The organism is Paenibacillus plantarum (assembly GCF_013141695.1).
GTDB lineage: Bacteria > Bacillota > Bacilli > Paenibacillales > NBRC-103111 > Paenibacillus_E > Paenibacillus_E plantarum.
The window spans coordinates 58,662-69,917 of record NZ_WHNY01000020.1; the positions used below are offsets into that span (position 1 = coordinate 58,662).

13 protein-coding genes are annotated in these 11,256 nt (G+C 45.7%); 7 read left to right on the top strand and 6 right to left on the bottom strand.

The window, feature by feature from the left end:
• Positions 1–68 precede the first annotated feature (68 nt).
• From lepB to GC096_RS06650, 3 genes are all read right to left on the bottom strand, one after another.
• On the bottom strand, positions 69–668 hold the full coding sequence (gene lepB, locus GC096_RS06640) for a signal peptidase I (protein WP_171629468.1): 600 nt from the start codon (positions 666–668) through the stop codon (positions 69–71).
• The gene (locus GC096_RS06645) at positions 669–1,223 is read right to left on the bottom strand and encodes a DUF402 domain-containing protein (protein ID WP_171629469.1); all 555 of its coding nucleotides are present in this window, start codon (positions 1,221–1,223) and stop codon (positions 669–671) included.
• Positions 1,224–1,365: 142 nt separating this feature from the next.
• Entirely contained in the window at positions 1,366–1,797 is a 432-nt protein-coding gene (locus GC096_RS06650) for a GNAT family N-acetyltransferase (protein ID WP_157256964.1), read from the bottom strand.
• Between the two features lie 316 nt (positions 1,798–2,113).
• On the opposite strand from GC096_RS06650, the gene GC096_RS06655 reads away from it, so the two are divergent.
• The 5 genes from GC096_RS06655 to GC096_RS06675 all read left to right on the top strand — a co-directional run bounded on the left by GC096_RS06655 (position 2,114) and on the right by GC096_RS06675 (position 6,888).
• Positions 2,114–3,670, top strand: a complete 1,557-nt coding sequence (locus GC096_RS06655) for a spore germination protein (protein WP_312886207.1) — start codon at positions 2,114–2,116, stop codon at positions 3,668–3,670.
• Positions 3,667–4,764, top strand: a complete 1,098-nt coding sequence (locus GC096_RS06660) for a GerAB/ArcD/ProY family transporter (protein WP_171629470.1) — start codon at positions 3,667–3,669, stop codon at positions 4,762–4,764. Before GC096_RS06655 ends, GC096_RS06660 begins: the two co-directional genes overlap by 4 nt.
• Positions 4,761–5,885 carry a Ger(x)C family spore germination protein gene (locus GC096_RS06665; RefSeq protein WP_171629471.1) on the top strand — a complete coding sequence of 375 codons (1,125 nt, stop codon included), beginning with the start codon at positions 4,761–4,763 and terminating at the stop codon, positions 5,883–5,885. The genes GC096_RS06660 and GC096_RS06665 overlap by 4 nt, the downstream gene beginning before the upstream one ends.
• Before the next feature lie 70 nt (positions 5,886–5,955).
• Positions 5,956–6,180 (top strand): mother cell protein YfhS, encoded by a 225-nt coding sequence (yfhS, locus tag GC096_RS06670; RefSeq protein WP_171629432.1) that lies wholly within the window; start codon positions 5,956–5,958, stop codon positions 6,178–6,180.
• Positions 6,181–6,276: 96 nt separating this feature from the next.
• Positions 6,277–6,888, top strand: coding sequence for a superoxide dismutase (locus GC096_RS06675; RefSeq protein WP_171629472.1), 612 nt, complete (start codon positions 6,277–6,279; stop codon positions 6,886–6,888).
• 86 nt (positions 6,889–6,974) lie between these two features.
• On the opposite strand, the gene GC096_RS06680 is transcribed toward GC096_RS06675, so the two are convergent.
• Both GC096_RS06680 and GC096_RS06685 read right to left on the bottom strand, forming a co-directional pair.
• Positions 6,975–7,904 carry an NPCBM/NEW2 domain-containing protein gene (locus GC096_RS06680; RefSeq protein ID WP_171629473.1) on the bottom strand — a complete coding sequence of 310 codons (930 nt, stop codon included), beginning with the start codon at positions 7,902–7,904 and terminating at the stop codon, positions 6,975–6,977.
• Between the two features lie 136 nt (positions 7,905–8,040).
• A complete protein-coding gene (locus GC096_RS06685; protein WP_171629474.1) occupies positions 8,041–8,385 on the bottom strand; it encodes a DUF805 domain-containing protein in 345 nt (114 codons plus the stop codon).
• A 150-nt stretch (positions 8,386–8,535) separates the two neighbouring features.
• Here GC096_RS06685 and GC096_RS06690 point away from each other — a divergent pair, with 150 nt between their 5' ends.
• Positions 8,536–9,219 (top strand): Crp/Fnr family transcriptional regulator, encoded by a 684-nt coding sequence (locus GC096_RS06690; protein ID WP_171629475.1) that lies wholly within the window; start codon positions 8,536–8,538, stop codon positions 9,217–9,219.
• 22 nt (positions 9,220–9,241) lie between these two features.
• Here the strand turns inward: GC096_RS06690 and mutY are convergent, their stop codons facing one another.
• On the bottom strand, positions 9,242–10,366 hold the full coding sequence (mutY, locus tag GC096_RS06695) for an A/G-specific adenine glycosylase (RefSeq protein WP_171629476.1): 1,125 nt from the start codon (positions 10,364–10,366) through the stop codon (positions 9,242–9,244).
• Between the two features lie 104 nt (positions 10,367–10,470).
• Between mutY and GC096_RS06700 the strand changes: the two genes are divergently transcribed.
• Positions 10,471–11,067 (top strand): hypothetical protein, encoded by a 597-nt coding sequence (locus GC096_RS06700; protein WP_171629477.1) that lies wholly within the window; start codon positions 10,471–10,473, stop codon positions 11,065–11,067.
• The last annotated feature ends 189 nt before the right edge of the window (positions 11,068–11,256 follow it).

Consider the following 11,256-nt stretch of genomic DNA (forward strand, 5'->3'; position numbering starts at 1 on the left):
TCCGCTCCTCATTTCCTATCTTCTTTCAATCTTCTCGGTGCTGAAAACCGGACTTTTTGAACACGAATTTACAGCTTCCCGGCCATATCAAGCGGCCATAACACAAAGTCAGCCCGTCCTTGGACGAGACTGATCGGTATGACCCCGAACATACGGCTGTCTGCACTTGCTGCATGATGCCGGTTATCGCCCATTACGAAGATCTGGCCCGGTCCGACCTCTGTCGGTCCGAAGTCACCATCTTCGATAGGCGTATCCGCATACGGCTCCGTGACTTTATCCCCGTTCACATAGAGCGCCCCTTGGCGGCTCTGTACTTCATCGCCTGCGATAGCCACGACCCTTTTGACCAACAATGGATGCTGAGGTAATGCTAACTTCTCAGGCTCCTCGAGAATCACGATATCGCCCCGACTCGGTGCTTTCAAATAGGTGATGGCTTTATTCACGAACAACCACTCGCCTTCTCGAAGCGTCGGATCCATCGAGTGACCGCGCACTGTAGATAGATTGAAACCGAATTGATGAACAATGATAACAACAAGAAGAGCTACGAGAATGGATTTCGTCCAGTCCCACAGCTCGTGCGTGAAGCTTTTCGATTCATGAACATACCCTTGTGCAGAAACTTGTCTTTTCGAATCTTCTCGCCCTACAAAGAAGCTCACTCAACCGCCTCCACTTTTATACTTTTCCCATTGCTCATAATAGTAGATCACCATGTCATCCTGGAAAGGCGGCTTGTCCTCATTCACTAACGCCAGCAGCGCTGCAAGCCCCTCCTTCACCTTCGTTTCGACAAGGGACGAGTAATGGTAGCCGAGCTTATGACGCTCGTATTCATCTTGATCCACAATATGTACTGTTCGATCTGGCAGCCGGATAACGTCCAAGTCATAATCGATATATGTTAAAATTTGCTGATTCACGTATAAAGGAGAGGCCACATTACAGTAATAGCGCACCCCTGTCTCCTCCATGAGAGCAACGATATTAAACCACATTTTCGGAATGAAAAAAGAAACCCCAGGAATGCGGCTAACCCACTCTTTGCCATCCGCTTCTTGAATCTTAGTCTGACTATTAATGAACACAAGCATGCCCTGTTTCTGATGCTCTTCATGGAGCATACTTGAAGGAACCCGCCAATTGGTCAACCACATGCGATGGAGATGCCCGTCGTGTTTGAAGCTTTTTATCACATACGGCGTGAAATTATCCATGTTCCAAGCTCCTCTGTAAGTTGCTGCCGAAACGTCACCTTATTATACTAGAAAAGCATATCTGACCCCCAATTGCAATGGCGGCACAGATATGCTCCCTATAAGCAAACTTATTTCATTCCCTACCAGTAACAAGTGAAGACTAGACGCTTACTTTTTTCACAATGCTAAGTCGATGAGCAGCTCTGGAAAAGTCATCTGAACTGTAACCAGCAGACTCATACACAGGCAGCACCATTTCATTGTGCACATCTACCGTTACCATAATTTTCTTAACATTCCGCCCGAGAAACCGCTGCTTCATTGCCTCGATCAAAGCTTTGCCGATACCCTTACGTTGATATGCTGTTGCGACTGCGATCCTATAGTAGTAGCCATTGTTATTATCAATCGTGCCGATAATCATGCCTACGACTTGCTCTTCTTCTTGAGCGATTAAAACAAGCTCCGTGTCCCACGAAAGCTGACGAGCGAAGGCTTCAATCGTCTCTTCATAGCAGGTTTCCGACAGAACGTCTTCTAGAAGTTCTTTAACCGAAGAGGTATCACCAAGTTGAAATGAACGAACATGCATACGGTTCTCTCCCAATTCCATATTAATTTGTAGAGATTAATTTTCTGGTAAAGTAGTAAATACGACAAAAAAACACGAAATCCTGCTAAAAATGTGGTGAAATTCACAAAAAACTTTGTTTTTTTCGATTTATCTCTTGAAAGCGCTTAAATGCAAGCGTTTTCAATTTTAAAAATTCCTTTTTAGCTGATTATTCTAGTTCTTTTTACCTCTATGTATTCGTTATGATCTAGCCTTGAAGACGCATAAAAGGAGACGCGCCAAGGAACAATGTAAGACAGAACTGTGAATTTGAGAATTTATGGGATGGATGAACATGGAATTGATCCGCCGCTTATTTAAAGTCGCAAATCGGATGCTCGAAGAAAACACCAACGATCTACAGGAACCGCCTCCGTCAGAAATCGTCGAAATTTCCACATGCCTTTCCGAAAATCTAAATCAACTCGCCACGATTTTCAGTGACACACCCGATTTAATCGTGCGCACGTTTACTTATAAACAAACCGGAGCCTCGGCAGCACTGGTCTATCTAGATGGTCTCGTTGATAAAAATTCCATTAACAATAATGTCTTACATGAGCTCATGTTTCGTACAACGAATGATGAGAAGGACGAGTTGCCCGTCGCTATTGGCGATCTCAGCAGCATGATTGCGTGGTCAGCGGTTGAAGCGGCAATATTGTACGGCTATAGCGTTCTTTTCATTGATGGGCAAGCCCATGTTTTTTCGTTAGAAACACAAGGCTGGCCGCAACGAGCTATTGAGGATTCTCAAATTGAAGCTTCACTGAAAGGCGCACATCAAGGCTTTATTGAAACGGGTAGTCAAAATATTGCCTTAATTCGTCGATACATCTCCAGCCGGGAGCTCAAAATTAAAGAACATTATGTCGGAAACAGGACCAAAAGCAAAGTATCTATCTTGTATTTGGAAGATATTGCGCTCCCTGACATACGTCTTGAATTAGAGCGTCGCATCTCCAGCTTGCAGATCGACTGCATCTTAAATACGGGCGAACTTGCGGAGCTAATCGAAGATAACCCCTTCTCCCTGTTTCCACAAATGATTACAACCGAACGACCGGATACTGCAGCATCCCAGCTGTTACAAGGACGCTATGTTGTCGTCGTTGATCGATCCTCAAGTGTATTGATTGCACCCGTAGGATTAGCGGCGTTCTTTCAAGGTATCGATGATTACAGCACGCGTTGGCCCGTTGCTACCTTCTTTCGACTGCTTCGCTTCTTCGCTTGTATTATCGCAGCGTTTCTTCCGGCATTTTATATTGCCTGTGTTTCATATAATCATGAACTGATTCCCTTGGACTTGATTTTATCCATTGGCGAGTTTCGATCGGCGGTCCCCTTCCCGCCTTTCATTGAAGCACTCATCATGGAGATTATGCTCGAAATGTTAAGAGAGGCAGGCGTCCGACTTCCTGCGCCGGTTGGCCAAACTGTCGGGATTGTAGGAGGTATTGTCATTGGACAAGCAGCGGTTCAAGCTGGCATCGTAAGCAATCTCATGGTCGTCGTCGTAGCGTCCACGGCGGTTGCCTCCTTCATTCTCCCTAATTATGATATGGCCGCTTCCGTTCGTTTGATTCGTTTCCCTATGATGACGATTGCCTCCCTCTACGGGGTAGTCGGGATTATGGCAGGCGCCATGGTCATACTAGCTCACCTCATTAGTTTAAAATCACTTGGAGAGGCATATAGCACTCCCATTGCACCGCTCCGAATAGCAGACTGGAAAGATGTGTTCATCCGCCTGCCGCTCAAAAAAATGGTCCACCGCCCCAAAAGTGTGCGCTCTCTTCAAAAACGTCGATATAGCAGAATGAAACAGAAAGGAGATGACTCTTCATGAATCCAGGGAAAGGCAATCAGATTACGCTGTTTCAGTATATTTTGCTCATTCACAGTGTTCAAATGGGCATTAGCCTTCTCCCTCTGCCTGGCGATCTTGCGAGAGGCTGTGGGACAGACGGATGGATTGTTTTAATCATCGGTTGGCTTGCTTCTATGACCAGCAGCCTGATTATCATTCAGATCATGAGAAGGCACCCGAATGGTACCATCATCGACTTACTGAGTCACTACTTTGGAAAATGGGTTGGAAAAGTGGGAATGGTCATGTTTATCGGCTATTTCCTCCTCTTCATCTACTTGATTTATAATCGTATGGCCCTGTTAGTTCAGAATTGGATTATGCAGCAAACCAATTCTTCCGTTCTTATGCTGCTTTTCCTTCTTCCTGCTTATATGATCACTAGGGGTGGATTTCGCATCATTGGCCGCTATTCTGAAATTCTCCTTTTCCTTTCCTGCGGCTTAATCTTAACTTCCCTCTATCTATTCAAGCATGCGCAATGGATTCATCTGCTTCCCATCCTAAAACACGGTTGGATCCCCATCTTACAAACCGTAAGAACCAACATTCTCTCTTTTATCGGATTTGAAATTGCCTTCTTTCTATACCCCTACTTAGAAAATAAAAGCTCGGCATCCATCGGCATCATTATTGCGAATTCGATCACCTTCGTTATTTACATGCTGTTTACGTTACTTGCTTTCGTCAATTTCAGCCCAGACGAGATCACGCAATACCATAATACGCTCATCTCTTTATTTAAAATCATTGAGTTTCGTTTTCTGGAACGCTTTGATATTTTAATCCTCTCCACCTACTTGCTCATTATCGTAAGAACCTTCATTCCTGTGCTGTATGCTGTAGTTATTTGTACACAGCAGCTGGGACTCAAAGGGCAGCCCCGACTGCACATCCTCCTCATACTTACCGTAATGGTAGCTGTCGCATGGATTTGGAAGCCTGGTTGGAATGCGAGTGTGCACTTAAAAGATATTGTCCAAAATATCGGAATCGGGATCGCTTTCGTTATGCCGCCGCTCTTATGGGCCATTCTAGCAGGCATGCGTCGAATAAGGAGGGCCTCCCCATGAAGCCGATGCGAACGAGCTTGCTTTTATTTCCGATTTTCGCATTCTTCATCCTGATATCTAGTTGCAAAGATCAAATGCCTTTAGAAAATGTGACGCTTGTTCTCATGGTCGGGATGGATTTGGACAAAGATAATAACCTCGTTATTTATGCATCAAGTCCCGTCTTTAACAAAGAGGCCAAGTCGAAAAATGAAGTCATAAAAGTATCATCGATGAACGTGAGGGATAGCCGAAACGAATTGGACTCGCGTGCTTCGGCGCTTATTAGCGCAGGTAAAATCCAAAATGTGCTCATTAGCAAACGTATCTTGGCCCATGACGACTGGTTTAAGCTGCTGGATGTCTTCTTCCGTGACCCCAAAATCTCCGAAACGGCCAGAGTCATTGCCGTTGAGGGCTCCATCGAAGAAATTATTAACTTTGCGCCAGCAGATAAACGGAGAATGTCCATGCATATTGCCAAGCTCCTGGACACCGCTCATATGCGCAACCTGGTGCAAGTCTCCACACTTTTTGACCTTCATCGGCAAATGTATGAGAAAGGAATTACCCCCTACTTAACTGACCTTCGCAAGGATACAGAAGTTTTGGCAGCGGGCACACTGTTTTTGAGTAAAAAAGGGAAATATGCCTACGCCATCAACAATACAGAGAACCAACTTCTTCAAATGCTGCAAAAGGAGAAAAATGGTGCTCTATCCATATCCGTCAAACTTCCTGAAGAGAAGGGAGAATCCTTCTTTGATACAGGCACGCTCAGCTTCTATGCGTTGCGTGTCAACAGGGACATGAAAGTCACCTTCGCGCAAAATAAATTCATTTTTGACATCCAATTATCCGTACCTATTCAATTGACAGAGAAACCTTTCACCTTCGATTGGAACAATGACGCGCCTAAGCTTGAAACCGAGATCAACCAGCAGTTGGAATCGCAGATGAGGGCCCTCGTAAAAAAAATGCAAGAGCATGAAATTGATCCCATCGGTTTAGGCTTGTATGCGCGCGCCTATCAATTCAAGGCTTGGGAGCACGTACAGGATGAGTGGGGACACGCGTTCTCGGAAGCTGAAGTGAATATTCATGTGAAGACGAAAATAAAGAATATGGGTGAAACTTTATAAAGTATGTATGAGATGCGTGAAAATACATCATCTTATAGGAGGATATTCCGATGAGAAAGAGGTGACACCTATGTCAGATAACAAAAACGAACTAGATCATGAACTTACGGCACACGAGTACCCCCGCGAAATTCCGGATTTCCAGTTCCTGAGCACCAAGAAACCTGAGGAATGGACCGAAATCGAGCTGCTTCAGCTCCACCGGACCATGAGCGACTTATCTCCCTACCTTCATGAGCAAGATACAGCCATGCACAATCAGATTACACGGGAAATGGAACGGCGCGGCATCTAAGGGAATACCGACTTAGTAAACACAAATGTTGCTTTATTAGCTGCGTTCCTTCATAATGAAATTGAAACTACATAATTTTTAGGAGGTATTTATTCAATGGCACATCAACTACCCGCTCTTCCGTACGCAAACGAAGCTCTTGAGCCGCACATCGACGCAAAAACTATGGAGATTCATCACGATCGTCACCATAACGCTTATGTAACTAACTTGAACGCAGCTTTGGACAAGCATCCAGCTCTTCATGACAAATCCCTTAACGACCTGATCGCTGACCTTAACAGCCTTCCTGAAGATATCCGCACAGCAGTTCGTAACAATGGTGGCGGACACGCTAACCACTCCCTATTCTGGGAAACAATCGGACCAGAAGCTGGCGGCGCACCTACAGGCGCACTAGCAGCTGCAATTGACAGCGAGCTTGGCGGCTTTGATAAATTCAAAGCAGATTTCGCTGCTGCAGCAACTACACGTTTTGGCTCTGGCTGGGCTTTCCTAGCTGTTGACAAAGCTGGAAAATTGAAAGTGTACAGCTTGCCGAACCAAGACAGCCCGATCATGGAAGGCGAAACGCCGGTTCTTGGTCTTGATGTTTGGGAGCATGCTTACTACCTGAACTACCAAAACAAACGCCCTGACTACATCACAGCTTTCTGGAACGTTGTTAACTGGAACGAAGTTGGCAAACGTTACGACGCGGCGAAGTAATCTGAGAGACTTTTAGCTCCGCTAAAAGATCCCTATATGATGATTAAAAAAGCGACCCTGAGGGGTCGCTTTTTTTCGTACCATGCTTATTTATATAATCTTGGTGCATATAAAGCAGCAACAGCTGCGTATTTAGGCGATGCCACTTCAAAGCTGATTTCAAGCTTCTTCACACCTTTAACGTCAAAGAAAACGAATTGATCAGACCCCACATACACGCCGCCCGTTGCGATTAATTGACCATCCACATAAAATTTAATTTGAGGTTTTTCTGGGGAGTCTTTGGTGTAATCGTCAACATCATAATGCGTATTAAAGAAGGCATATTTTCCATCCAAGTTATAAACAATCTTCTCACTTGTAGCATTGGAATCCAGCATTGCACTGATACCTCTTGCATATTCGACACCATCTCTGAGGAGCGGATGCAATTTCTCATCTCTAAAACTGGCGTCGATGTTCACTCGTTTCAAGACATTGGTGCCGATAATTCTTTCATATTTCAGATCTGTTAAAGCGATGCCACTACGTCTTACAGATTCCTCTTGATCTGCTTTGTAGGCAGCCGTTGAAGTATCGGTGTGAACATTAAACGTGGAATAAGTCGTCTCGGAATCATTGGAAGCTGAAGGCAATTGCAGCTCGGAATCCTTGCTTGTTGGCACCCCCGTTTGGTTGCCGTAATTTTGTGAATCCTTATATGGTATTGCACCAGACGGACTAGAGCCAGCGCCTTGCAACTCAATCGTGTTGGTGGAAGCATTCCAATTGACTTTCAGTCCCGAGACCTCTCCGATCGCTCTAAGTGGTACATAGGATGAGCCTTCATAAATAATAGGGCTTAATTGTTTCCCATCTGGGTCTTTCGGTGCCCATGCTTGTCCATTCAACGTGAACTTAATTTCGTGGTTAATAAATGCTTGAATCGTTTCGATATTCGATTGTGCGTACGCACCGATACCGATCCCCATACCTAGTGTTGCTGTCGCGAGAAGGGATAGAGCTATTTTTTTCATTGAATCCTCCAAATAGATTGCTTAGTTTTGACAATGCTTTTCTATTGTACTTGAAAAGACTCTTCCTGTATTGGTAAAAATGGAAAAGAGCCCTAGGCTATGCCTAAAGCTCTTAGAAACAGCCTTGCGCGATTAGCTATCCCTTCGGATTGGGACCATATTGATTATCATTGACGTCACTATCTTGGCAGAAAAATACGAGCAGAATGATGAAACCAATCAAGGGAATGATGCCGAGCAGTATCCACCATCCACTTTTACCCGTGTCATGCAATCTACGAAAGGCTACAGCTAGAGAAGGTAAAAGGATGAATAGCGAATATAGGCCCGACAGGACTTGATCCAACCCGATTATAGCCTCCACAATACCTAATCCGATCGAGATAATAATATTGAACAATGCAAACATCCAATATTCCTTCCGTCTTGCTCTGCCTGAAAATCCTACATAATTCGATAACACCTTGACATACCATTCCATTAAGCATCGACTCCTTTCTTCTTCCCATTGATATTCCAGGAAAAGGAGTCTCATGCCATCAAATGACAATTAGCAATTTTCCTTTACGTGTATGGAGCCTCGTTGTACGATGAAGGAACTACCATAATGAGGAAACGAGGTGGCATTTCCTTGAAATCCATTGTTCCATTGCTTCAGAACATCCCCCTCTTTCAAGAGCTTAAGGAAGAAGATCTAGTCGGGATTGCACCACTTTTTACAGATAAGAAAGTAAAGAAGGGAACCATCCTTTTTGAAGAAGGCGAAGTTGGCGAGGAAATGTATTTAATCCATTCAGGTGTTGTGAAAATATATCGTTTAGACGAGGCGAAAGAAGTCACGCTAGCTTTATTCCGGGACGGAGATTTCTTCGGAGAAATGTCACTACTCAGTAATGGCATGACCCGCTCAGCAACTGCAGAGACCATGGCAGCTAGCACGATGTATGTGCTTAGTCGAACCGCATTCACTTCGTTCATGGAAAAGAGCCCTAGGCTATGCCTAAAGCTCCTGGAAACGACGATGCAACGATTACGACATGCCAATGATCAAATCTATGATTTGACGTTCCTTGGCGTGCGTTCACGTATTATTAAGACAATCCTTCGACTGTCTGAGCAGCACGGTATCGCTACGCCAGACGGTCTACTTATTGATGTAAAGCTGACTCATCAGCAGCTTGCCAACTTAGTGGGTACGGTGAGGGAATCCGTCACCAAGGTCCTGCAGGAATTGCTTGATGATGAGCTGATTCTCATTGATAAGAAACTCATCACTTTAATAAATATCGAAGGGATCCAGGCCGAAATTCATTAAGATTGCTGTTTGCTGCATGCAGCTAGTCTTCGTTGCGGTCCTGCCATTCTTTGATGATTCGGACAAACACATTGGGGAACGCATAATTCTGGAGATCTTCCGGCCCTACCCAACGGTAATGGAATGGGATCCATTCCTCCCCCGTACTTGGGCGATTCGCGTCACCGAGCGTAGCGCGGTATACCTTCATTTTCCACACAATATGGCTAAAAATATGTTCCGTATCCATGAACCACTCATCGGGCTGAATACCGATTTGCTCTTGCTCGGCAAGTGCCTTACGAAGCTCGGACATATTGTCCTCATCGGATTGCCATCCGGACGACGGCCATTCCACATGTGGGAGCTCCCACATGCGGGCTAGCAAGCCTTCTTGCGGACGCTGTCGGATCAACCATTTGCCTGCGTTCTCACCCGTGCCTTCGATGAAAGCCACTGCCCGCAGCTCTGGACGGGGCGGTTTGGCTTTCTTTTTGATGGGCAGGGCTTCTTCCATGCCCGCTTCACGCGCTGAACAGTGTGCCATGACAGGGCACGTCAAGCAGTGCGGGGACCTCGGCGTGCACACCATGGCCCCAAGCTCCATCAGGGCTTGGTTGAAGTCGCTGGCGGTCCCTTCCAGTATGAGCTCGCGCGCGAGCTTCTCCATAATCGTCCGCGTGGACGGCTTCATAATATCTTCTTCGATGAGAAAATAGCGCGAAAGCACGCGCATCACATTGCCATCGACAGCCGGCTCCGGCTTGTTATAGGCGATACTGAGGATCGCCCCTGAAGTGTAAGGACCGACGCCTTTGAGGGCGGAGATGTCGGCTTTATTTTGCGGGACAATACCTTCGTAACGTTCGTGCACTTCTCTGACTGCTGATTGAAGGTTTCTAGCTCGCGAGTAGTAGCCGAGTCCTTCCCACGCTTTCAGTACATTTTCTTCCGGAGCCGTTGCTAACGCCTCGACAGTTGGAAATTGATCCACAAATCGATGGAAATACGGTATAACCGTATCCACACGCGTTTGCTGCAGCATCACTTCGGAAATCCATATATAATAAGGGTTTTTGCTTCTACGCCAAGGTAAATCACGCTTATGTGTCTGGTACCAATCCAAGAGATTCTTGGAAAAATACATCTTCTGTTCTTCGCTGTACATGTGCTCTCCTTCTCTATGGGGCATGTTCAAGTTATAATGGATGAGATGAATAGATATGGTACCATTATACGAGAAGTGCGGAACATAAAACTAGAGGTGAATGTATGCAAACGTCGAAGCAAGCTGATTTGAACCAGACCAAACATCAACATTTAGAAAATAAAAGAAAAGATTGGCTGCGTGATGCACAGGGCTTAATCACCTTGCTGTTCATTTGGGGCGCGGAATGGGTGTTTAGTGCTGCGGTTGATTTCGCCCTATACTGGCGCGACCTGGATTGGCTGAAGCAAGCAGCTTTCGTTACGGCCGTGGTGGCCAGCTTGATCCAGATTTGGGGAATGCGGAAACTGTTTAACACAAGGGATACGCCTACAACGAATGATGCTGTGAAGAGCTGGGGGCATCCGGTCTTTCTAGTGTTACCAGGAGCACTGCTTGTCGCTGCCGTTGCTTTTATGGAGGCGATCGGTGCAGTGAACCCGTTTTTTGCTCCTATCCTTCGCTCCTTCCTACTCGCAATTGGGTTCGTGCAGGTCGGGCTGCTGCTTGGCAGACCCCTGATCTATTTGGGCGTGTGGCTATTCGCGTTAGCCGCTGTAATGAGCGTGTGGTATTTGGGGTATTCCGGTGTCATTCTTGAGGGAATGGGCGGTATCAGCCTGCTAGTTAGTGGGTATATGCTGCGGGTTTGGGCAAGATAGGGTACCTTATCGTGTTAAATCGATTAAGGGGCTGTCCCAAAAGACAAACCTGAGAAAAGAAAACGAGGATACGGCGTAAAATTGTAGCTGGTTTAAGGTTGGTTTGTGGCTGGCGAACGTGAGGTGACTGCCGACTCGTGTTTAGATGTATAAACTACAGCTAATTTGCTCGAATCTGACGTATTTTCG